This is a genomic window from Bacillus cereus group sp. MG1 (assembly GCF_040460035.1).
Classification (GTDB): Bacteria; Bacillota; Bacilli; order Bacillales; family Bacillaceae_G; genus Bacillus_A; species Bacillus_A cereus.
In genome coordinates, this window is the sequence record NZ_JARVGY010000001.1 from 4,365,256 (window position 1) to 4,386,796 (window position 21,541).

Consider the following 21,541-nt stretch of genomic DNA (forward strand, 5'->3'; position numbering starts at 1 on the left):
GAGGCTTTTGGGAGGTATGATTGTATGTCAAAAAAAGTACATGAATTTAATGATATGATACGAAAACTTCGAAAAGAACTTTTCGGAAAAGGACCAGAACGAATTCATACTGTTTTTGCAGAAAATATGGCTATAGCGACTCTTTATGGAAACTTAACACCTACTGAAAAATTTATTTCAAGTACGATGGACGGTGCGGAAATGGTTCATATGGCTAGAACGAAAATGATTCAAGAGGTGTATGCTGTGAATTCACGTGAACATTTGGAGGAACTTGTTGGAGCGAAATTAGTGAATTTGTTTTCAGATATGAAAGTAGAAGAAGATATTGCAGTTTCTGTATTTGTTTTTGATAAAAATATAACGTGAGAGAAGGATACTGATCGTGAAACCGATACAGGTAGAAAGAGAAATCTTTCGTTATGAACAAGGAGCATTTAAACATATAGAGGACAGCATTGTAACAGAGTTTCCTGTCACCATTAAAATGAACGGACAGGAGTTTGTTACAATGGTTAGTACTCCAGAATATATAGAAGATATGGTAATAGGCTTCTTAGCGTCTGAAGGAATCATTCGGAAGTATGAAGATATTGATAGTGTATGGGTGCAGGAGAAAGAAGGATTTGTGCATGTAACAACGACAAAAGTAAATCCGTATTATGAACAAATGCAAAATAAACGCTATATTACGTCTTGTTGTGGTATGAGTAGGCAAGGGTTTGTTTTTGCAAATGATGCACTAAGTGCAAAAAAAATGAAGGGTGTCCATGTACAGGTTGCTGCAGAGGATTGTTTTCGGTTAATGAAAGAAATGCAGCAATCTGCGGATACGTTTCATCATACTGGTGGGGTTCATAATGCAGCTTTATGTGATGTGAATGGTATTATTTTAAGTCGAATGGATATTGGTAGGCATAATGCATTAGACAAAATTTACGGTTATTGTTTAAGAAACGATATTTCTATAAAAGATAAAATCATTGTTTTTAGTGGTCGTATTTCTTCGGAAATATTATTGAAAGTTGCAAAAATCGGTTGTGAAATTATACTATCAAAATCAGCTCCAACTGAGTTAGCTTTGCAACTAGCGGAAGATTTAGGTATTACGACAATAGGATTTATTCGTAATCACTCCTTAAATGTATATACCCATCCAGAACGTGTTTTAAATATAAAATAAAAGTGAGGCAATGAAGATGAAATCAGTTACATTAGACAAGTTGCAACGTCCGTTAAAGGATTTACGCATTTCAGTTACTGATCGCTGTAATTTTCGCTGTCGATATTGTATGCCAGAAGAAATATTTGGTCCTGATTACTCGTTTTTGTCTAATGATAAAATTTTATCTTTTGATGAAATTGAAAGGATAACACGTATTTTCGTTTCTTTAGGTGTGAGAAAATTACGGATTACGGGCGGAGAACCGTTACTTCGAAGAGGGCTTCCAAAGCTTATTGAGCGCCTTAATAAAATTGATGGTGTAGAAGATATCGGTTTAACAACCAATGGATCGTTACTTAAAAAGTTTGCTCCTGATTTATATAAGGCGGGACTATCACGTGTAACAGTTAGCTTAGATTCCTTAGAAGAAGAGCGGTTTTTCTATTTAAATGGTAATAGGAGCAAAGTGCAAAGGGTTCTGGAAGGAATACAGGCTGCAGCTGAAGTTGGAATGAAAATTAAAATAAACATGGTCGTTCAAAAGGGAAAAAACGAACAGGACATTTTGCAGATGGCGCAATATTTTAAGGAAAATAAGCATATTCTTCGTTTTATTGAGTATATGGATGTTGGAAATTATAATGGTTGGGATTTAAAAGAGGTCGTCTCTAAACAAGAAATAGTAGATACGATTCATCAAGTTATGCCGTTAGAACGGATAGAAGCAAATTATTCTGGTGAAGTGGCTACTAGGTATCGTTATATAGGAAGCGATGAGGAAATAGGTATTATTTCATCAGTAACAGATTCTTTTTGCTCATCATGTACGAGAGCTCGTATTTCTGCAGAAGGAAAATTATATACTTGCTTATTTGCTTCTAAAGGAAATGATTTAAGAGAATTGCTTCGTTCTGAACATACAGATGAGGACATTACAGATGTAGTACGCGATATATGGAATAATAGGGAAGATCGTTATTCAGATGAACGCTTAAATCATACAAATAAGAAAACAATACCTAAAATTGAAATGTCACATATCGGTGGTTAATATATAAAGCTAGCTTCATAGTGAAAAATGGAAAATTTACAAGAGTTGTGGATTTTCTATTTTATAGTAAAAGTGATGATTGATATCTCTGTAAAAGATGTGCAGAGAAATTAAGCAGCATTCAAAAACCTTTATTTTGAGGAGGTTTTTTGAAGCTGCTTTTTTATTTGGAGAAAATGGAGGAATGGGTAATGGCATTTCATAAGCCGGAACAAATTGCTGAGCTTGTCATTGAGGCCGGTGTTCAAAAAGTAAGACAGACATTGCCAGCGATGCTTATTCTCGGTTTTTTAGGAGGAGCGTTTATTGCGATAGGTTTTTTACTTAACATTCGAGTTTTAGGGAATTTACCTGAGCGCTGGGGAAGTCTAGTGAATGTTTTAGGAGGAGCAGTATTTCCTGTTGGACTCATGCTCGTAGTATTAGCAGGAGGAGAATTAATTACGGGAAATATGATGTCACTGTCTATGGCGCTTTATGCAAAGAAAATTACATTGATAAGCGTACTGAATAACTGGGTTTGGATTACTCTCATGAATTTTATTGGGGCAATTTTCGTTGCGTATTGCTTTGGGCATCTTGGCGGATTAACAGAGGGAGAGTATTTAAATAAAACGGTAGCGATAGCGGAAGGGAAGTTACATGAATCATTTGGGAGAACTTTAATTTTAGCAATTGGTTGTAATTGGCTCGTTTGTCTTGCTCTTTGGCTCGCTTACGGGACGAGTGATTTTGTCGGAAAAATCATCGGAATTTGGATTCCAATTATGGCATTTGTAGTGATTGGATTTCAGCAAGTAGTAGCAAATATGTTTGTCATTTCCGCTGTTATTTTTGCTGGTCATCTAACGTGGATGGATTTGGCTAAAAATTTTGTTCCTGTTTTTATCGGAAATGTAATTGGAGGAGCTGGGTTTGTTGGTTTTGCTTACTTTGCTTGTTATCAGAAACAACATTCTAATATGAAATAGAGTTCTTGAGAGGAAGGGTATGTAATGGCTGATCGGTATTCACGACAACAGTTGTTCAAACCAATTGGGAGTAAAGGACAAGAAAAAATTCGAAATAAACATGTGTTAATTGTAGGGGCAGGCGCATTAGGAAGTGCAAGTGCCGAAAGTTTCGTACGTGCAGGTGTTGGCAAGTTGACGATTATTGATCGTGACTACGTTGAATGGAGTAATTTACAAAGGCAACAATTGTACTCTGAACAAAATGCGAGAGAGAAAATGCCGAAAGCAATTGCTGCAAAAAATCGGCTAGAACAAATTAATTCGGAAGTACAAATACATGCTTTCGTAATGGATGCAACTTCAGAAAATATGGAAGGTCTATTAAAAAATGTAGATGTAATCATTGATGCAACAGATAATTTTGATATTCGATTTGTAATAAATGATTTATCACAAAAACATAATATTCCGTGGGTATATGGTTCTTGCGTTGGATCGTATGGTATGAGTTATACAATTATTCCACAAGAGACACCGTGTTTACATTGTATGCTTAAAAATATTCCTGTTACAGGTGTGACATGTGATACCGCTGGAATTATTAGCCCTACTGTTCAAATCGTCGCAGCATATCAAGTGGCAGAAGCACTCAAAATTTTAGTGGAAGATTTCTCAGCAATTAGAAAAACATTTTTCATGTTTGATATATGGAGTAATCAAAATCATTTTATAAAATTAGGGAAAATAAAAACAGACGCTTGTCTCTCATGCGGTTCAAATCGAACTTATCCTTATTTATCATACGAAAATCAAACGAAAGCAGCTGTTTTATGCGGAAGAAATACAGTTCAAATTAGAACAGTAGACAATAGGAAATACAATTTTGATGATATAGAAAAAGTATTACAAAAACTGGGGAAAGTAGATCGGAATCCGTATTTACTATCTTGCCAATTCGATGATTACCGCGTGGTTGTTTTTCGAGATGGTCGTGTTTTTATTCATGGTACAAATGATATTTCGAAAGCGAAACAACTATATTATCGCGTATTCGGTTAATAGAGAGGGTGTCAACAATGGAAAGAAGAGTGCCAATTACGGTTGAAGAAGCTGTTCGTAAAGTGATGGGATTTGCTGATAAAGGCTTAAAGGAGCTATTACCAATTGAATTAGCTTATGGACGTATATTAGCAGAGGATTTAGTAGCTGACCATGATGTACCGTCATTTAATCGTTCGCCATATGACGGATTTGCTATTCGAGCAGAAGATACTAATTTAGCAAGTTATGAAACGCCAATTGTATTTGAAGTAGTGGGTGAAATTGGTGCAGGATCGCTATTCCATGAGAAAGTAGCTCCGTTTCAAGCAGTTCGAATTATGACGGGAGCACAAATTCCGAATGGGTGTGATGCGGTTGTTATGTTAGAGCTGACTCGTCAATATGAGAAGAATGGCAACAATTATATGGAAGTGAAGCGATCATTCAAAAAGGGCGACAATATTTCTTTTCAAGGTGAAGATGCTCGTAAAGGAACGGTTCTTGCAAAGAAAGGATCGTACATTAATCCAGGTATTTCAGCTCTTCTTGCTACATTCGGTTATAGTGAAGTACCAGTTGCGAGAAAGCCTGTAATTGGACTGTTAGCGACTGGGAGTGAATTACTGGATGTCAATGATTCATTACAGCCAGGGAAAATCCGAAACAGTAATACGTACATGATATTGTCTCAAATTCGAAGAGCGGGCGGAAGAGTAAAATATTTTGGGAAGTTTAGTGATGATTTTAATACGTGTTTTACAGCTGTGAAAGAAGCGCTTGGCCAAGTAGATATGTTAATTACAACGGGCGGTGTATCAGTAGGAGATTATGATTATTTACCAGCTATTTACGAAAAGTTAGGTGCATCTGTTCTTTTTAATAAAGTTGCAATGCGACCAGGAAGTGTTACGACTGTAGCACAATTAAATGGCAAGTTATTATTTGGTTTATCAGGAAATCCATCAGCTTGTTACGTAGGGTTTGAATTATTCGTAAGACCGTGTATTCGGACGTATATGTTTAGTGAAAAAGTACATTTAAAAAGAGAAAAAGCGTTATTAGGAGAAGATTTTCTAAAACCGAATCCATTTACAAGATTTGTACGAGCAAAATTGCAATATGATGAGGGGAAATTAATCGCTTATCCATCAGGGTTTGATAAATCTAGCTCAGTTTCTTCATTGGCAAAATCCAACGCGTTTATCGTATTGCCGGGCGGGACAAGAGGATATAAAAAAGATATGTTTGTCGATGTTCTTTTATTAGAAGATAACGAAGGTAGTGAATGGCCTTGGACATTTCATAAAGTGAGAGGTGGTTTTAATGGAACAAGTGCTATTTGAGATTGTAGATAATCCGATTTTAGTTGAAGAAGTAACGAATAAAGTCGCAAGAAGAGAAGCAGGTGCGATTACAACATTTATTGGTACGGTGAGAGAATTAACAAAAGGAAAACGAACGCTACATTTAGAGTATGAAGCATATAAACCGATGGCAGTAAAACAACTTATGAGAATTGGAGAAGAAATTTGTGAAAGATGGCCGGATACAAAAGTAGCAATTACGCACCGTGTAGGGCGGCTAGAAATAATGGATATTGCGGTAGTCATTGCAGTTTCATCACCGCATCGTAAAGTAGCTTATGAAGCGAATGAGTACGCGATTGAACGTATAAAACGAATTGTTCCAATTTGGAAAAAAGAATTTTGGGAAGATGGAACGATGTGGATTGGAGATCAACTTGAAAATACACCATATCCAGAAGGAAAACCAAAGAAGGAAGAATGAGAAAATGATTATAATTTTATTGTTTGCAAATTTGCGTGAGGAAGTTGGATCGGATCGATTAGTGATTTCAGAAAAGCAAGAAATGACAGTGCAACAATTAAAAGAATGGCTTAAAGCCAGCTATTGTTTACAATCGTTGGATAAAGTGATGGTCGCTGTTAACGAAGAGTTTGTAATGAATGAAGAGATGATAAAAGCTGGAGATATAGTCGCATTAATCCCGCCTGTTAGCGGTGGATGATAAGTTTTTTCACCAGATGAAGCGCCAAGAAAATGTTGTATATAAATTAGAATAAGAGAAGGGATGAGTTCTATGCTTACTCAAGAACAAATAATGAATGCATTAAAACATGTAGAGGATCCAGAGTTACACAAAAGTGTTGTAGAATTAAATATGGTTAGAAATATACAAATGAACGGAACAAAGGTTAAACTTGAAGTAGTACTAACAATCCAAGGTTGTCCGTTAAAAGCAAAAATTCAGCAAGATATTGAAGAATCACTTCACGCAATTGGTGCCTCTAAAGTGGAGGTAACATTTGGTTCTATGACACAAGAAGAACGTACAGCTTTAACAGAGAAATTAAAGAAAAATACTAGAACAGAAACTGGTATGCCGAGCATGCTTCGCCCGGATTCAGGAGTACGTTTTATTACTGTAACGAGTGGAAAAGGCGGAGTTGGAAAATCAACGGTGACAATTAATCTTGCAACTGCACTAGCGCGTATGGGCAAAAAAGTGGGGATACTAGATGCAGATATATATGGTTTTAGTATTCCAGCTATGATGGAAACGAATAAGAAACCAACGATGATTGATCAAACGGCAATTCCAGTCATTAGTCACGGTGTTAAAATCATGTCGATGGGATTTTTTACAGAAGGAAATAACCCAGTTATGTGGCGCGGACCGATGCTAAATAAATGGATTCAAAATTTTCTTGCGAATACGCACTGGGGAGAATTAGATTATTTATTACTTGATTTACCACCAGGTACAGGAGATGTTGCGATCGATGTTGCAGCGATGATTCCGCAAGCGAAAGAAATAATTGTTACAACTCCGCACAATGTAGCTTCATTCGTTGCTTCAAGAGTCGGTGTAATGGCAAAACATACGAAGCATGAGATTTTAGGTATTGTGGAAAATATGGCTTATTATGAAGAACAAGATGGATCGAAAAATTATCTCTTCGGAAAAGGCGGCGGCGAAATGCTTGCAGAACAATTGCAAACAGAAGTAATTGCTCAAATACCTTTTGCGAAACGTGAAGAAAATAATGGTTCATCTGTATATGATGAAGATTCTCTTGTTGGAGAAGTGTTTACATCGTTAGCTGAGGATATTATTTATAGAGGATAGAGGGGGAAGTTTAGTATGGCATGTAACATTGATCATTCTATTGAAGATGTGATGAATAAGCTTGAAAGTCAAAAGAGTTTTTTATCAGAAGAGATTTTTAAAGGGTTAAAAAATTTTTTACAAGGTAATCACTCACAAGAAATATTAAATGATGTATTTCATCTTTTAAAAAAGTATGACTTAGTAAGTGAAGAAGAAAGAGAGACGAGAAATAATCAATTATTGTTGATTATAAAATAAGTATACTTTGGCTTTTGTTTTGTAACAGGAGGGGTAAATGGAATGGATATGAAAAAGATGATTGAAATGATAGAAGCAACAAAAGTGACTAAAGAAGAATTATCAATTTCTACTTTACATCAAGAGCTTGTGAAGTTATATAGTCAAAAAAATGTTGCTCATTATACCGAGTTATTAAAGTATATTTTATCATTATCCGTGCAGCTCAACCTACATCTTGTATTGAAATATTTTGGCGTGCGACCGGTTGTTGCGACAGATGAGCGTATGCAATTTCAAGAGATATTTAAATGCTTAGCTAAGAAAGATGAGAATGGGGAATGGTTTCTAAATTTTGTTTCTTTATATGTAGGGCTAATTGTAGTTCTTCGTTTTGATGAGAAAGTGATTGAGAGCAATTTTTTTGATGATATGGTAGTGGATGAATGTAATGAAATATAGGATTCTGCTCATAACATTTTTCTATATTAAATGCTTTAACTGCGATTTTAGTTGGTTATGTAAATATGAAGGTAACTAATTAAGAAAAAGGAATGAAACTAGTTGGATAAAAAGAGTTCTTCAGTTGTTTCCGTCGTTTTTTCGTGTTACCATTAAGCGAATTTTTCATAAGGAGAGAAAGCGATGAAATGGATTTATTTTCTTATTATTAACATTATAGCTTTTAGCCTTATGGGGCTTGATAAACGAAAAGCGAAGAAGAAACAGTGGAGAACGCCAGAAAGTACGTTGTTTTTATCAGCGGCAGTTGGGGGAGCAGTTGGAACTTGGATTGGCATGTATATGTTTCATCATAAAACTCATAAAAAGAAATTTGTTTTCGGCATACCGTTACTTGTTGTAATAACGGTATGTTTATTATTCGTTGTATGAGAAATGTCGAAAGAAATGCAGATTGATTATTGGTAAAGTGAGCATGTGAGACCGTATAATGGAGAAAAAATGAGAAGAGGAGAAAAAGGAAGATGGGGAGTCAATCAGCAGAGCAAAAAAAAGGGATACTATATGCGGCTGGTGCTTACACGATGTGGGGAATCCTACCGATTTATTGGAAATGGGTTGAGGAAGTTCCAGCAGATGAAATATTAGCACACCGCATCGTTTGGGCGTTTGTTTTTATGTTACTCGTATTAGGTGTTACGAAGAGGTTTCGCCAGTTTATTGGGGAATTTGTGAATCTTTTTAAACGACCTAAATTATTAATGTCATTAACAATAGCTTCAGTCTTGATTAGTGGAAACTGGTTTGTTTACATATGGGCCGTTAATCATAATCATGTTATTGAAGCGAGTCTTGGCTATTATATTAATCCGCTTATTAGTATTTTACTTGGTACAGTCGTTTTAAAGGAAAAGTTAAACTTCTGGCAATATGTTGCAGTTGGTTTAGCTGGAGTGGGGGTTATCATTTTAACAGTACGTTTCGGGGCTATCCCGTGGGTTTCTTTATCACTTGCCCTTTCATTTGGATTATACGGATTAACGAAAAAATTGTTAAACTATGATGCGACAATTGGACTTACGATGGAAACGATGTTAGTAACGCCGTTTGCGATTATTTATCTAGTAATGACAGGAGTACATGGTTTCGGCTCATTTGGCTCTATCTCAATGTTATCGACATTACTATTAATAGGAGCGGGTATTGTTACAGCTCTACCACTTTTTTATTTTGCAAAAGGAGCCCAACTTATTCCGCTTTATATGGTAGGTTTTTTACAATATATTGCACCAACAATTAGCTTAATTTTAGGTGTATTCGTATTTGGTGAACATTTCACATCTACTCATATGATTGCATTTTTCTGTATATGGGTTGCATTATTTGTATTCTCGGTAGCGAAGACTAAGTTTTTAGTGCAGAAACAACCGAAATTTATAAAAAATAAATCAGCAAAAGTATCATAATGCGTAGTATTTTCTACGCATTTTTCTTTATACTGATACTATATAGGATTTCCATTATAGCTAGTAAGGAGCTGAGAACATGGAAACAATTTTACATAATGATCCGCTTATGGCAGCTGTAATTTCATGGTTTTTAGCACAATTAACGAAAGTAGTCTTTAAATTAGTTAAAACAGGTGAATTTGATTTTGCAAAGTTTTTTGCTTCAGGTGGGATGCCAAGTTCTCATGCTTCAACAGTTACAGCGCTTGCTACAGGAGTTGGAGTAGTGGAAGGTGTGGAAAGCTCGATGTTTGCGGTTGCTACTATTTTTGCCATTATTGTTATGTATGATGCTTCAGGAGTAAGGCTTGCAGTAAGTAAACAAGCAAAAATATTGAATGACTTTTTTCACGGTAGAGAAACAGAATATAAGAAGTTAAATGAACTTGTTGGGCATACACCGTATGAAGTAGTAGTCGGTGCTTTATTAGGAATTATTGTCGGAGTAGGGTATTGTTTATGAGCAGAACATTTTATATGTTCTGCTTTTCTTTGTTTTTATACATATTCAGCTACCTTTTTGAATATCGTTATACGGATTTCGAAAGGGTGGGTGAGTAACTTGTTATTATATGAAAAAGTGTATGAAGAAATAGCGAGAAGAACAACTGCACTTCAAACAATGCAACGGCAAGATGGTACGTGGCGGTTTTGTTTTGAGGGAGCGCCATTAACAGATTGTCATATGATTTTTTTATTAAAATTATTAGGTAGAGATAAAGAGATAGAACCGTTTGTAAAAAGATTAGCATCACTCCAAACAAATGAAGGAACATGGAAATTGTATGAAGATGAGGTGGGTGGTAATTTATCTGCTACAATTCAATCTTATGCTGCCTTACTTGCATCGGAAAAATATACAAAAGAAGATGCGAATATGAAGCGAGCGGAAATGTTTATAAATGAGCGCGGTGGGGTAGCGCGTGCTCATTTTATGACGAAGTTTTTATTAGCGATTCATGGAGAATATGAATATCCTTCTCTCTTTCATTTGCCAACACCAATTATGTTTCTGCAGAATGATTCCCCTCTCAGTATATTTGAACTGAGTAGCTCAGCACGTATTCATTTAATTCCGATGATGTTGTGTTTAAATAAAAGATTTCGAGTAGGGAAAAAGTTATTGCCAAATTTAAATCACATTGCAGGCGGGGGCGGAGAATGGTTTCGGGAGGATCGGTCTCCAGTTTTTCAAACGTTAGTAAGTGACGTGAAGAAAATTATAACGTATCCACTTTCTTTGCATCATAAAGGATATGAGGAAGTAGAACGTTTTATGAAAGGGCGTATTGATGAAAATGGAACATTATATAGCTACGCAACTGCCTCGTTTTATATGATTTATGCTTTACTTGCATTAGGACATTCTATTCAATCACCAATTATTGAGAAGGCTATAATGGGAATTACATCTTATATATGGAAGATGGAGAGAGGGAGCCATTTGCAAAACTCTCCGTCAACTATATGGGATACAGCTTTACTCAGTTATGCTTTGCAAGAAGCTCAAGTTCCGAAAGTAAGTAAAGTGATTCAAAATGCATCAGCGTATTTACTAAGAAAACAGCAAACGAAGAAAGTAGATTGGAGTGTACATGCACCGGATCTCTTCCCAGGTGGTTGGGGCTTTTCGGATGTGAATACGACGATTCCAGATATTGATGATACAACTGCTGTGTTAAGAGCGTTGGCGCGAAGTAGAGGGAACGAAAATGTAGATAATGCTTGGAAGCGAGCGGTTAATTGGGTTAAAGGATTGCAAAATAATGATGGTGGTTGGGGAGCTTTTGAAAAAGGGGTAACGAGCCGTATATTAGCAAATTTACCAATCGAGAATGCAAGTGATATGATTACAGATCCTTCTACACCAGATATTACAGGAAGAGTGCTAGAATTTTTTGGGACGTATACGCAAAATGAATTGCCCGAGAAACAAAAACAAAGTGCGATAAATTGGTTAATGAATGTACAGGAAGAAAATGGATCGTGGTATGGGAAATGGGGAATTTGTTATATATATGGTACGTGGGCAGTGTTGACTGGTTTACGGTCACTAGGAATACCATCTAGCGATTCATCATTGAAACGAGCCGTTTTATGGCTTGAACATATACAGCATGAAGATGGTGGCTGGGGAGAATCTTGCCAAAGTAGTGTGGAAAAAAGATTTGTTACTTTGCCATTTAGTACACCATCCCAAACAGCATGGGCGTTAGATGCCCTCATTTCTTACTATGATAAAGAAACGCCAGTTATTCGAAAAGGTATTTCATATTTGCTCTCCAACCCTTATATAAATGAAAAATATCCTACTGGAACAGGTTTACCAGGTGGGTTTTATATTCGTTATCATAGTTATGCTCATATATATCCGTTGCTTACTTTGGCTCATTATGCAAAAAAATATAGAAAATAAACCGAGAGATGTCTCTCGGTTTATTTTGTTGGGTAGTAGGTCCCTTTTGAAAAGAATAAGGTTGTGATGTACCTTATTTTTCGGTTGATTGGCGCTTTTGACGTGCATCAGCGGCATTTGCACGTGCGTTTGCTTCTAAGTCATTGTGGTCAGCGAGTTCGCGAGAGAACTCAACATCAATGCCATCAGTTGTTTTGCTTTGTTTGAAATTTTTTTTATTCATTCGACACAATCTCCTTGCAATTTATCCCGCATAACGGGTAGTAAAACTCCCACCTTAAAACTCAGATGGAACAAAGAAGCTAGGTGGGAGATTAAATGCCCGATTGGTGAGGGCTGATAATCAGTGGGGGATGAACAAACTTCCCACTAATTAAAGTTTCACTTTATGCGACGTTGCAAAGTTAGTTTGACACAAATAGACTTTTTTATACAAAGAGGAGTTGGAAAGTAAAAAGCCGAAATATACAGTATAAGTAATAGAAATGGGGGATAGGAATGGAGTTTTTAAATGGGAAAACAGCTGTTGTAACAGGAGCTGCACAGGGAATTGGAAAAGAGATTGCAAGGGTTTATGCAAAGCTAGGGGCGAAAGTATTAATTAGCGATGTAAATGAAGAGACGCTACAAAAAACGACACGTGAGTTATCAGATGAAGGATATGAAGTGTGCTCATATCGATGTGATGTGAGTAATCAAAATGAAGCAAAGTCGTTAATTGAATATGCGGTTCAAAAATTTGGTACATTACATATTTTGGTGAATAATGCTGGAATTACAAGAGACGCAATGTTACATAAAATGGAGAAATCTGCTTGGGAACAAGTATTACAAGTGAATTTAACTGGAGTTTTTTATTGTATGCAACCAGCGCTTCTTTATATGAGACAACAAGGATATGGAAGAATTATTAATATTTCTTCTATAAGTAGAGAGGGGAATATTGGACAGGCAAATTATGCTGCAACGAAAGCTGGAGTTGTAGGATTAACGAAAACAGCAGCGAAAGAAGTTGGAAGTTTCGGTATTACTTGTAATGCGATTTGTCCGGGGTTTATGGATACAGATATGACCAAAACGATACCAGATAAAGTGAAAGAAAAGATGGTTGGCGCTATTCCAGTTGGTAGAATTGGAACGCCAGAAGATATTGCGAACGCAGCAGCCTTTTTAGCATCAGAATACGCATCTTATATTACAGGTGAAGTATTAAATGTGAGCGGAGGACTGCAAATTTAAAGGAATACATAATGAAAAGAACCTGACCGGATAGGTCAGGTTCTTTTCATTAATTTAAGTTAAGCCAAACGCTCTTTACTTCTGTATAGTTATTTAATGCATAAGATCCCATTTCACGGCCAAGACCAGATTGTTTAAATCCTCCAAATGGAGATGCTGCATCAAAAACGTTATAACAGTTTACCCACACTGTACCTGCACGTACTTTGCTTGCAACATAGTGTGCTGTTTTAACATTTTCTGTCCATACACCAGCCGCTAAGCCGAATTGTGATTTATTTGCACGTTCAATTACTTCATCAATATCGTTAAATGGTATTGCAGAAATAACTGGACCGAAAATTTCTTCTTTTGCGATCGTCATTTCATCATTTACGTCAGCGAATACTGTAGGAGAAACGAAGTAGCCTTGATCGAATGGATTACTTCCTCCGCAAAGTACTTCAGCGCCTTCTTCAATCCCTTTTTCAATGTAGCCCATTACACGTTTTTGTTGTTCTTCAGAAACGAGAGGACCAATTGTTGTTTCAGGGTTAAGACCGACACCTTGATTTAGTTTTTTAGAATAGAGGACGAGATCAGCCATGACATTATCATACATTTTCTTCGGAACAAATAAGCGTGATCCAGCAGAGCATACTTGTCCTTGGTTAAACATAACACCAGAAAGTGCACCAGGAATCGCGCGAGATAAATCAGCATCCGGCAAGATGATATTTGGTGATTTACCGCCTAACTCAAGTGTAACGCGTTTTAATGATTCGGATGCTTGTCGCATAATTTGTTTACCGACAGGAGTAGAACCGGTAAATGCAATTTTATCAACGAGTGGATGATTAACGAGAGCTTGTCCAGCTGATTCACCGAATCCAGGTACGATATTAATAACACCTTTCGGGAATCCAGCTTCTTCAATTAATTCAGCTAAGTATAGAGCAGATAGTGGAGTTTGTTCTGCAGGTTTTAAAACGATTGTACATCCTGTAGCAAGCGCTGCTCCCATTTTCCACATTGCCATAAGAAGCGGGAAGTTCCAAGGAATAATTTGACCAACGACACCAACAGCTTCATGGCGTGTATAGTTAAAGTAATCACCGGAAACAGGAATTGTTTGACCAACGATTTTCGTAGCCCAGCCAGCGTAATAGCGCATATGCTCAATTGCAAGTGGGATGTCTGCTGCCATTGTTTCACGGATTGGCTTTCCGTTATCTAATGTTTCGAGCTGTGCGAGCTCTTCTTTATGTTCTTCCATTAAATCAGCTAACTTGTACATGAGACGGCTTCGCTCAGCAGTGCTCATACGAGACCAAGGACCTTCGTCAAAAGCCATACGAGCTGCGACTACAGCTTTATGAATATCTTCGCGACCAGCTTCAGAAACGACGGCAAGTGTTTCACCAGTTGCTGGGTTAGGTGTTTTAAATGTTTTACCGGAAGCGCTTTCAATGAAAGATCCATTCACATATAACTTTTTTGTACCTTGAAGAAACTTCTCTACCTTTTCATGAAGATTTACAGCTAGTTGACTCATTGTATAACCCCCTTGAAAATATAATGTAAACGCAGTACGAGACGGCGCTTATTCCGAAATCAAGGATGTGGAAACTAGATGGAAAGCCTCTAATTAAAATCATAATTAAGAAATACTGAAAATTCAAATTTCATTTGTGTTACAATTGTAAAAAATATGTAATGTAAGAGAATCTTCTATATGATTATAAAAAAATCCTGCTTGTTTTTGCTTTCTAGTAGGAAAAACTAGAAGAACAATGGTACAATAATACATCGTGAGAGGAGGGGTAAAAATGAAAGATTATCATGATGATCCACGCTTTCGAATAGCCCATAGAGAAGCGTTAATTGGTCTTGGACTTGCTATTATTAATTTTATAATTTGGTACGGATTTGCTTATGGGCTTGGTAGTAAAAATCCGAATGAATATACATATGTATTAGGTTTTCCCGCATGGTTTTTTTATAGCTGTATCGTTGGATTTATCGTTATGGTTATTTTACTTAGTTTAGTTGTTCGTTTTGTATTTCAAGATATTTCACTCGATGAGGAAGAAAAAAGTGAGGAATAATAGATGAATTGGTATGTAATCATTCCAATGATAATTTCGTTTATCGTTGTATTTTTAATTGGTGTATATGCTTCAAGACGCGTGCAAGCAACTGCTCATAATAAATTTTTGCAAGAATATTTTCTTGGTGGGCGTGAGCTAGGCGGTTTATTATTAGCGATGACAATGATTGCTACGTACGGTAGTGCAAGTAGCTTTATTGGTGGCCCTGGTATTGCTTACAATATGGGTCTTGGATGGGTACTGTTATCTGCGATTCAAGTTGTAACAGGGTATATCGTTTTAACGGTTATCGGTAAAAAGTTTGCAATTATCGCTAGGAAGATGGAAGCAATTACTCTTATCGATTATTTAAAAGGGAGATACAATAATAAAGCAGTTGTTATACTTTCTGCGTTATGTATTATTATCTTTTTATTTTCAGCGACAGTAGCCCAGTGGGTCGGTGGTGGACGATTAATCGAGTCACTAACGGGGCTATCGTATACAACAGCACTATTTTTATTTACTTTTTCTGTACTTGTGTACGTATTAATTGGTGGATTTCGTGCAGTTGCTCTATCAGATACATTATTAGGAATCATTATGTTAGTTGGAACAACAATCATTTTAATTGCTACTGTCATTGCTGGTGGTGGAATTGAAAAGATTATGCAGGAACTTGTTCAAATTAATCCAAAGTTAATTACACCATTCGGAGCAGATGGCAGTTTAACGAAATCATATGTTACATCATTTTGGATTTTAATTGGAATTGGCGTTGTCGGTTTACCGCAAATTAGCGTGCGTGCCATGTCTTATAAAAATTCAAAAGCGATGCACCAAGCTTTAATAATTGGAACCGTTGTCGTTGGCACAATTATGATCGGTATGCATTTAACAGGTGTATTTGCAAGAGTAGTACTTCCAGGTATAACGGTACCAGATAAAGTAATGCCGCTACTTGCGATGGAAGTGTTGCCACCTTGGTTAGCTGGAGTTTTCTTAGCTGCACCGATGGCAGCGATTATGTCTACAGTAAACTCTTTATTATTACTTGTAAGCTCGTCAATTATTAAAGATATATACGTAAATTACATAAATAAAGATGCAGCAGACAGTACGATAAAAAAAGGAAGTTTGTGGATTACGGGTATTGTAGGACTACTCGTTTATGCAGCGGCAATTAAACCACCAGATTTTTTAATATGGCTAAATTTATTTTCTTTCGGTGGATTAGAAGCAGCATTCATTTGGCCAATCGTATTAGGGTTATATTGGAGGAAAGGAAATGCTACAGGAGCGCTTGCGTCTATTTTAGTTGGGGTAGGCTCATATATGTGTATTCATCTTTTCTATCCAAATCCGTTCGGTATACATACAGTTGTCTTCCCGATTTGTTTTGCGTTTATCGCTTACATCATTGGAAGTATGAGTGCTGTAAAAAAAACAGTATAGGTTAGCTGAAGAAACGTAGTCCTTATAAGACTGCGTTTTTTTGTGTGAATTTGTTCATTTTTTATTCTGTATATCCACGGTTATTCATAAATTAATAACAACTGAGGGGATGGAGTTGAGGTCGATGAAAAAAGTATTATTTTTAGGAGACCCAGGCATTGATGACTCTTTAGCAATTATGTATGGATTGTTGCATCCTGATATTGATATTGTTGGTGTAGTAACGGGATATGGAAATGTAACACAAGAAAAGGCGACAAGTAATGCCGCATATTTATTGCAAATGGCAGGACGGGAAGATATACCTGTTATTAATGGTGCGAAAATTCCTTTATCCGGAGATATTACGACGTATTATCCAGAAATTCATGGGACAGACGGTTTAGGGCCAATTAAACCTCCAAAAACTTTTTCACCAAATATAAAGCCTTTTTGTACATTTTTTGATCTTCTTGAAAAATATAAAGGAGAATTAATAATAGTCGATGCTGGTAGATCAACAACATTAGCGACAGCATTTATTTTAGAAAAGCCGATGATGAAGTATGTGAAAGAATATTATATAATGGGCGGTGCTTTCTTAATGCCTGGCAATGTAACACCAGTCGCAGAGGCGAATTTTCATGGTGATCCCATTGCGTCACAATTAGTTATGCAAAATGCCAAAAATGTAACATTAGTGCCACTTAACGTTACATCTGAAGCAATTATTACACCGGAAATGGTAAAATATATTACGAAACACTCTAAAACGAGTTTTAATAAGTTAATCGAGCCGATATTTACGTACTATTATAAAGCTTATAGAAAGTTAAATCCGAAAATAAAAGGAAGTCCAGTACATGACGTCGTTACAATGATGGTTGCGGCAAATCCATCCCTTTTAGATTATGTATATCGTCGTGTCGATGTAGATACAGTTGGAATTGCAAAAGGAGAGAGTATTGCTGATTTTCGGCCTCAACCTGATGCAAAAGCATTAAAAAATTGGGTGCGAATTGGTTGGTCGTTACATTATAAAAAGTTTCTTGAGGATTTTGTGAAATTTATGACGTAGACATAATAGGAGCATACAAGTTAAAATAATGGAGATGGTTATTTAAATGACCATCTCCATTATTTTGTTTTTAAATGATAAATAGAGAAGAGTTACACAATAGGAGAGGAATTTTACTTGAAAAAAACTATAGTATGCGCAGTAATTGTGGGTATTTTTGTTTTGCTAATATCGGGTAACTTTTTAGTGAAAAAAGTGTGGAGTTCAAATAATGATGATGCACAGTATATTGCATCTTTTATTGAAGAACATAAAGATGAAAAAAATAGTGCGCTTCTAGTAAAGAGAAATGATAAAGTTGTTTATTCTGTAAACCCAAATGTTGTATTGCCAGTTGCTAGTACGATGAAATTAATTGTGGCGCTTGAATATACGAAACAAGTTACTGAAGGGAAAATTGATTCTTCTAGTTTCGTGTCGATTAATGATGTGAATCGTTATTATGTGCCGAATACAGATGGTGGTGCACAAGATAGATGGCAAAAGTATTTGGAGAAGACGGGCAAGATAACTGAAGGAGCGGTTTCTTTAGAAGAAGTGGCAAAAGGAATGGTTAAGTTTAGTTCGAATGCAAATGCTGAATACTTAATGGAATTGTTAGGATTAGATAACATCAATCGAAATTTACAAAGTTTATCACTTCCTGCACATCAACCACTATTTCCAATCGTTTCATCTTTGTATATCCCGGGATATTTGCATAAAGAATTACATGTTCCAAAATATAAAATAGAGAAAAAGTTAAAAGAAATGTCTCAAGAGCAATATCGTGAATATGCGATGATTATTCATGAACGCTTAAAGAAGAAGGGACCATTATTACAGAAGGAAATTCCGCTTTATTTAGAGGAACGTTACGACAAAATTTGGTCAGATAGATTACCAGCAGCTTCTGCAAATGATTATATGGTATTACTTCAAAAGGCAAACCATAAAGGTGGCTTGACAGAGGCTGAAGAAAAAGTGTGGGCAAATATCGTTGAAACAGACATGAGTGCCAAGAAATACCGTAAAACATTCAGACATGCGGGGCAAAAGAATGGTTACACACCATGGACGGTTACAAAAGCAGTTTATGCTATGGATAAACGTGGAAACTGTACAGAAATTGTGTTTTTGGCGAATAATTTAAATGAAGACGATAGTGCAGAAATACGGAAACATTTAGCAAACTTGCATTTCCAAGTGTTGCAAAGTGATAAGTATGATGCGACTTTTATTAAATAAACTCGGTGCAGAGAGCACCGAGTTTATTTTTATGTACAAGCACTTTTTTTCTATCTCTGGGTATGATGGGTAGTAATACTTAGGTGAGAGGGGAAAAGGTGATGAAACAAAGTAAAGAAGAGTTTATAAAGAGTGAAGGCGCTGATTTCCCTGGGAAAACATATGTGGATTGTGTATTACAACATGTATTTGATTTTCAACGAAATTACTTATTGAAAGATATGTTTCAAGTGCATAAAGCACATATTACGATGCTGACGGAAGAAAATTTAATGAAAAAGGAAGAAGCTAAAGTTATATTACACGCATTAAAAAAGGTAGAGGGAATTCCAGAAGAGCAATTGCTCTATACAGAGCAGCATGAAGATCTCTTTTTTTTAGTCGAACATTTAATTTCTCAAGAAGCGAAATGCGATTTTGTAAGTAATATGCATATTGGTAGAAGTAGAAATGATATGGGCGTAACGATGTATCGCATGAGTTTAAGGCGATATGTATTACGATTAATAGAACATCATTTGTTATTGCAAGAAAGTGTACTGCAACTTGCTGCTGATCATAAGGAAACGATCATGCCAGCTTATACACATACACAACCAGCACAGCCAACAACATTTGGTCATTATACGTTAGCAATTTATGATACGATGCAAAGAGATTTAGAACGAATGAAAAAAACGTACCAGCTTTTAAATCAGTCTCCAATGGGGGCGGCTGCACTCTCTACAACAAGTTTCCCGATTAAACGAGAACGAGTTGCTCATCTACTTGGATTTACAAATGTAATTGAGAACTCATATGATGCTGTTGCTGGAGCGGATTATTTATTAGAAGTTAGCTCGCTACTTATGGTAATGATGACGAATACGAGTAGATGGATTCATGACTTTTTGTTGTTAGCAACGAAAGAATATGACGGTATTACTGTTGCAAAGTCATATGTACAAATCAGTAGTATTATGCCGCAAAAACGAAACCCGGTTTCAATTGAACATGCTCGTGCAATTACGAGTAGTGCTTTAGGAGAAGCATTTACAGTATTTCAAATGATTCATAATACACCATTTGGTGATATTGTCGATACGGAAGATGACTTGCAGCCATATTTATATAAAGGGATTGAAAAGGCAATTCGTGTTTTTTGTATGATGAATGCAGTGATCCGAACGATGAAAGTAGAAGAAGAAACGTTAAAAAGTCGTTCCTATAAACATGCAATAACGATAACGGATTTCGCCGATGTTTTAACAAAAAACTATGAAATTCCATTTCGGCATGCTCATCATGCAGCAAGTGCTATTGCAAATATGTCATTGGAGCAGAAAAAAGAACTACATGAATTACACTTCAAAGAGGTAAATATGTACTTGCAAGAACATTTTAAAATAAATTTATTAGAAAAAGAGTGGAAAGAAATTATATCGCCAGAAGCTTTTATTCAAAAAAGAAATGTATACGGTGGACCGAGTAAAAAAGAGATGGAGCGCATGATCAAAAATCGAAAAGAGTCATTTCAAAAAGAAGAAGATGTATTTGAAAAGGAAAAACAGAGAATTTTACAAGCTGAAAATGCTTTGAATACATTAGCTTTGAATATTATTGAATCGTAAAAGAGGGATTTGATGAATTAATCGCCAATACTTAATTAAACTATGAATAGAGAGAAGAGATTGTCGATGATTCAATTACATGTATATGAAGAGATTTTTCATTTTAAAGAAGATGTTACACCATTTCTAGAAAAGAATGAGCAGGAAAACAATCTCATATTAGGTGTATTACAAATGGTCCAAGAACCGATATTTATGGGGATAGCGAAACAAGGAGAAGAAATTGCGGTTGTATTTCTGCAAACAGAAGAGAAGAAACAAATCATTGTTGCAACTTCTGAAATTGCGGGAGTAACTATTGAGGAACTTGCAAAAGAATTAACGAAAGTATATCCGGATATTCCTGGATTGATCGGTAATAAGAAAATTGTACAGAAATTAGCGGAAGAGATTGCCGTATTAGAAAATAAAAAAACGAATGTTGCAATGGAGCAAGGTGTGTATGAGCTGAACAGAGTAAAGAAGAAGTGTAATGCGAATGGACTTTTCCGAGCGGTAAATAATGATGAATTACCATTAATAGAACAGTGGATATATCAATTTTGTGAAGACGTAAAGCTTCCTACTACGAAAGAAGAAGCAAAACAAACTGCGTATACATTAATAACTACAAATCGACTGTTTGGTTTGGAAGTGGATGGGAAACTCGTTTCTGTAGCTGCAAAAACGAGACCAACTAAAAATAATATAACAGTCAATTTCGTATATACGCCGAAAGAAGCAAGGAAAAAAGGGTATGCATCTCATTGTGTAGCAGCACTTAGTCAACGTATGTTAGATGAAGGCTACCAGACGACTACGTTATATACTGATCTAGCGAATCCGACATCTAATAAAATTTATCAAGAAATTGGTTATGAACAAATTGCGGAATCTGTGCTCATATTTTTAGAGAAGTAAAACAAAAAGGCGTGCTAT

At 36.1% G+C, this 21,541-nt stretch carries 24 protein-coding genes; 22 read left to right on the plus strand and 2 right to left on the minus strand.

The window, feature by feature from the left end; all coding sequences use genetic code 11:
* Positions 1-24 precede the first annotated feature (24 nt).
* The 15 genes from QCI79_RS22955 to QCI79_RS23025 all read left to right on the plus strand — a co-directional run bounded on the left by QCI79_RS22955 (position 25) and on the right by QCI79_RS23025 (position 11,966).
* On the plus strand, positions 25-369 hold the full coding sequence (locus QCI79_RS22955) for a Na-translocating system protein MpsC family protein (protein WP_000039583.1): 345 nt from the start codon (positions 25-27) through the stop codon (positions 367-369).
* A 16-nt stretch (positions 370-385) separates the two neighbouring features.
* The gene (gene fdhD, locus QCI79_RS22960) at positions 386-1,183 is read left to right on the plus strand and encodes a formate dehydrogenase accessory sulfurtransferase FdhD (protein ID WP_000802689.1); all 798 of its coding nucleotides are present in this window, start codon (positions 386-388) and stop codon (positions 1,181-1,183) included.
* Positions 1,184-1,199: 16 nt separating this feature from the next.
* A complete protein-coding gene (gene moaA, locus QCI79_RS22965) occupies positions 1,200-2,216 on the plus strand; it encodes a GTP 3',8-cyclase MoaA (RefSeq protein WP_000844124.1) in 1,017 nt (338 codons plus the stop codon).
* 191 nt (positions 2,217-2,407) lie between these two features.
* Positions 2,408-3,187 (plus strand): formate channel, encoded by a 780-nt coding sequence (locus tag QCI79_RS22970; protein WP_000863998.1) that lies wholly within the window; start codon positions 2,408-2,410, stop codon positions 3,185-3,187.
* A gap of 24 nt (positions 3,188-3,211) precedes the next feature.
* Positions 3,212-4,228, plus strand: coding sequence for a molybdopterin-synthase adenylyltransferase MoeB (locus tag QCI79_RS22975; RefSeq protein ID WP_000785270.1), 1,017 nt, complete (start codon positions 3,212-3,214; stop codon positions 4,226-4,228).
* Positions 4,229-4,245: 17 nt separating this feature from the next.
* Positions 4,246-5,553 carry a molybdopterin molybdotransferase MoeA gene (locus QCI79_RS22980; protein ID WP_000442196.1) on the plus strand — a complete coding sequence of 436 codons (1,308 nt, stop codon included), beginning with the start codon at positions 4,246-4,248 and terminating at the stop codon, positions 5,551-5,553.
* Positions 5,534-5,998: a molybdopterin synthase catalytic subunit MoaE gene (moaE, locus tag QCI79_RS22985; protein ID WP_000438664.1), complete on the plus strand. Its 465-nt coding sequence runs from the start codon at positions 5,534-5,536 to the stop codon at positions 5,996-5,998. Before QCI79_RS22980 ends, moaE begins: the two co-directional genes overlap by 20 nt.
* A gap of 4 nt (positions 5,999-6,002) precedes the next feature.
* Positions 6,003-6,239 carry a molybdopterin converting factor subunit 1 gene (gene moaD / locus QCI79_RS22990; protein ID WP_000583943.1) on the plus strand — a complete coding sequence of 79 codons (237 nt, stop codon included), beginning with the start codon at positions 6,003-6,005 and terminating at the stop codon, positions 6,237-6,239.
* 72 nt (positions 6,240-6,311) lie between these two features.
* Positions 6,312-7,361, plus strand: coding sequence for a P-loop NTPase (locus tag QCI79_RS22995; RefSeq protein WP_000957517.1), 1,050 nt, complete (start codon positions 6,312-6,314; stop codon positions 7,359-7,361).
* A gap of 15 nt (positions 7,362-7,376) precedes the next feature.
* On the plus strand, positions 7,377-7,601 hold the full coding sequence (locus tag QCI79_RS23000) for a hypothetical protein (protein WP_000752383.1): 225 nt from the start codon (positions 7,377-7,379) through the stop codon (positions 7,599-7,601).
* A gap of 42 nt (positions 7,602-7,643) precedes the next feature.
* Positions 7,644-8,042 (plus strand): hypothetical protein, encoded by a 399-nt coding sequence (locus QCI79_RS23005; protein ID WP_000367289.1) that lies wholly within the window; start codon positions 7,644-7,646, stop codon positions 8,040-8,042.
* A gap of 183 nt (positions 8,043-8,225) precedes the next feature.
* Positions 8,226-8,474, plus strand: a complete 249-nt coding sequence (locus tag QCI79_RS23010) for a DUF1294 domain-containing protein (RefSeq protein ID WP_000871347.1) — start codon at positions 8,226-8,228, stop codon at positions 8,472-8,474.
* A gap of 92 nt (positions 8,475-8,566) precedes the next feature.
* Positions 8,567-9,508 carry an EamA family transporter RarD gene (gene rarD / locus QCI79_RS23015; protein WP_000535537.1) on the plus strand — a complete coding sequence of 314 codons (942 nt, stop codon included), beginning with the start codon at positions 8,567-8,569 and terminating at the stop codon, positions 9,506-9,508.
* A 79-nt stretch (positions 9,509-9,587) separates the two neighbouring features.
* Entirely contained in the window at positions 9,588-10,013 is a 426-nt protein-coding gene (locus tag QCI79_RS23020; RefSeq protein WP_000447820.1) for a divergent PAP2 family protein, read from the plus strand.
* Positions 10,014-10,112: 99 nt separating this feature from the next.
* Complete coding sequence (locus QCI79_RS23025; RefSeq protein ID WP_000928169.1) at positions 10,113-11,966, plus strand: terpene cyclase/mutase family protein; 1,854 nt, start codon at positions 10,113-10,115, stop codon at positions 11,964-11,966.
* 73 nt (positions 11,967-12,039) lie between these two features.
* Here QCI79_RS23025 and QCI79_RS23030 read toward each other — a convergent pair whose 3' ends face one another.
* On the minus strand, positions 12,040-12,189 hold the full coding sequence (locus QCI79_RS23030) for a YfhD family protein (protein WP_001035818.1): 150 nt from the start codon (positions 12,187-12,189) through the stop codon (positions 12,040-12,042).
* Positions 12,190-12,464: 275 nt separating this feature from the next.
* Between QCI79_RS23030 and fabG the strand changes: the two genes are divergently transcribed.
* A complete protein-coding gene (fabG, locus tag QCI79_RS23035; protein WP_000395042.1) occupies positions 12,465-13,205 on the plus strand; it encodes a 3-oxoacyl-ACP reductase FabG in 741 nt (246 codons plus the stop codon).
* Positions 13,206-13,254: 49 nt separating this feature from the next.
* Here fabG and dhaS read toward each other — a convergent pair whose 3' ends face one another.
* A complete protein-coding gene (gene dhaS / locus QCI79_RS23040) occupies positions 13,255-14,739 on the minus strand; it encodes an aldehyde dehydrogenase DhaS (protein ID WP_000080279.1) in 1,485 nt (494 codons plus the stop codon).
* Between the two features lie 274 nt (positions 14,740-15,013).
* Here dhaS and QCI79_RS23045 point away from each other — a divergent pair, with 274 nt between their 5' ends.
* From QCI79_RS23045 to QCI79_RS23070, 6 genes are all read left to right on the plus strand, one after another.
* Positions 15,014-15,292 (plus strand): YhdT family protein, encoded by a 279-nt coding sequence (locus QCI79_RS23045; protein ID WP_000656239.1) that lies wholly within the window; start codon positions 15,014-15,016, stop codon positions 15,290-15,292.
* Between the two features lie 3 nt (positions 15,293-15,295).
* Positions 15,296-16,729 (plus strand): sodium/pantothenate symporter, encoded by a 1,434-nt coding sequence (gene panF / locus QCI79_RS23050; RefSeq protein WP_001104819.1) that lies wholly within the window; start codon positions 15,296-15,298, stop codon positions 16,727-16,729.
* A 124-nt stretch (positions 16,730-16,853) separates the two neighbouring features.
* On the plus strand, positions 16,854-17,786 hold the full coding sequence (locus tag QCI79_RS23055) for a nucleoside hydrolase (protein WP_000756459.1): 933 nt from the start codon (positions 16,854-16,856) through the stop codon (positions 17,784-17,786).
* A gap of 117 nt (positions 17,787-17,903) precedes the next feature.
* A complete protein-coding gene (locus QCI79_RS23060) occupies positions 17,904-19,013 on the plus strand; it encodes a serine hydrolase (RefSeq protein ID WP_000751366.1) in 1,110 nt (369 codons plus the stop codon).
* 101 nt (positions 19,014-19,114) lie between these two features.
* Entirely contained in the window at positions 19,115-20,623 is a 1,509-nt protein-coding gene (gene argH / locus QCI79_RS23065) for an argininosuccinate lyase (protein ID WP_000813961.1), read from the plus strand.
* 66 nt (positions 20,624-20,689) lie between these two features.
* Positions 20,690-21,523 carry a GNAT family N-acetyltransferase gene (locus QCI79_RS23070; protein WP_000615376.1) on the plus strand — a complete coding sequence of 278 codons (834 nt, stop codon included), beginning with the start codon at positions 20,690-20,692 and terminating at the stop codon, positions 21,521-21,523.
* The last annotated feature ends 18 nt before the right edge of the window (positions 21,524-21,541 follow it).

Bases quoted from the DNA above. Each gene is read 5' to 3' on its own strand.
- QCI79_RS22955 (WP_000039583.1), top strand. From the start codon at position 25: ATGTCAAAAAAAGTACATGAATTTAATGATATGATACGAAAACTTCGA.
- moaA (WP_000844124.1), top strand. From the start codon at position 1,200: ATGAAATCAGTTACATTAGACAAGTTGCAACGTCCGTTAAAGGATTTA.
- QCI79_RS22970 (WP_000863998.1), top strand. From the start codon at position 2,408: ATGGCATTTCATAAGCCGGAACAAATTGCTGAGCTTGTCATTGAGGCC.
- QCI79_RS22975 (WP_000785270.1), top strand. From the start codon at position 3,212: ATGGCTGATCGGTATTCACGACAACAGTTGTTCAAACCAATTGGGAGT.
- QCI79_RS22980 (WP_000442196.1), top strand. From the start codon at position 4,246: ATGGAAAGAAGAGTGCCAATTACGGTTGAAGAAGCTGTTCGTAAAGTG.
- moaE (WP_000438664.1), top strand. From the start codon at position 5,534: ATGGAACAAGTGCTATTTGAGATTGTAGATAATCCGATTTTAGTTGAA.
- moaD (WP_000583943.1), top strand. From the start codon at position 6,003: ATGATTATAATTTTATTGTTTGCAAATTTGCGTGAGGAAGTTGGATCG.
- QCI79_RS22995 (WP_000957517.1), top strand. From the start codon at position 6,312: ATGCTTACTCAAGAACAAATAATGAATGCATTAAAACATGTAGAGGAT.
- QCI79_RS23000 (WP_000752383.1), top strand. From the start codon at position 7,377: ATGGCATGTAACATTGATCATTCTATTGAAGATGTGATGAATAAGCTT.
- QCI79_RS23005 (WP_000367289.1), top strand. From the start codon at position 7,644: ATGGATATGAAAAAGATGATTGAAATGATAGAAGCAACAAAAGTGACT.
- QCI79_RS23010 (WP_000871347.1), top strand. From the start codon at position 8,226: ATGAAATGGATTTATTTTCTTATTATTAACATTATAGCTTTTAGCCTT.
- rarD (WP_000535537.1), top strand. From the start codon at position 8,567: ATGGGGAGTCAATCAGCAGAGCAAAAAAAAGGGATACTATATGCGGCT.
- QCI79_RS23020 (WP_000447820.1), top strand. From the start codon at position 9,588: ATGGAAACAATTTTACATAATGATCCGCTTATGGCAGCTGTAATTTCA.
- QCI79_RS23030 (WP_001035818.1), bottom strand. From the start codon at position 12,189: ATGAATAAAAAAAATTTCAAACAAAGCAAAACAACTGATGGCATTGAT.
- fabG (WP_000395042.1), top strand. From the start codon at position 12,465: ATGGAGTTTTTAAATGGGAAAACAGCTGTTGTAACAGGAGCTGCACAG.
- dhaS (WP_000080279.1), bottom strand. From the start codon at position 14,739: ATGAGTCAACTAGCTGTAAATCTTCATGAAAAGGTAGAGAAGTTTCTT.
- QCI79_RS23045 (WP_000656239.1), top strand. From the start codon at position 15,014: ATGAAAGATTATCATGATGATCCACGCTTTCGAATAGCCCATAGAGAA.
- panF (WP_001104819.1), top strand. From the start codon at position 15,296: ATGAATTGGTATGTAATCATTCCAATGATAATTTCGTTTATCGTTGTA.
- QCI79_RS23055 (WP_000756459.1), top strand. From the start codon at position 16,854: ATGAAAAAAGTATTATTTTTAGGAGACCCAGGCATTGATGACTCTTTA.
- argH (WP_000813961.1), top strand. From the start codon at position 19,115: ATGAAACAAAGTAAAGAAGAGTTTATAAAGAGTGAAGGCGCTGATTTC.
- QCI79_RS23070 (WP_000615376.1), top strand. From the start codon at position 20,690: ATGATTCAATTACATGTATATGAAGAGATTTTTCATTTTAAAGAAGAT.